We start from the raw sequence: 286 nt of genomic DNA on the forward strand, positions 1-286 counted from the left end.
TCCTGATCTCCCTGATCGTCGCGCTGATCTACCAGCGCTTCGTCCTGCGCCGTGACCTGCGCGGAGCCGTCACGGAAGGAACCGTCTGATGAGCGCGACGACTGCCAGGTCCTGGTTCTCCGGGGGCCAGGACGCGCCCGCCGGCCGCCGCGACAGCCGTGACCGGCCCGAGAAGTGGGGCAATCCGGTCACCTACTTCATCGCCCTGCTCTTCATCGCGGTCTGCATCGCGCCCGTCCTCTACATCGTCGTCGGCGGCTTCCGCACCAACTCGCAGATCACCACC

1 pseudogene is annotated in these 286 nt (G+C 67.5%); it reads left to right on the top strand.

Annotated elements, in window-relative coordinates:
* Nucleotides 1-88 precede the first annotated feature (88 nt).
* Nucleotides 89-286: pseudogene (locus tag IH54_RS0138980) on the top strand (carbohydrate ABC transporter permease); the annotation flags it as partial.

Origin of the sequence: Streptomyces sp. NRRL F-5123 (genome assembly GCF_000721495.1) — a bacterium.
Classification (GTDB): domain Bacteria; phylum Actinomycetota; class Actinomycetes; order Streptomycetales; family Streptomycetaceae; genus Actinacidiphila.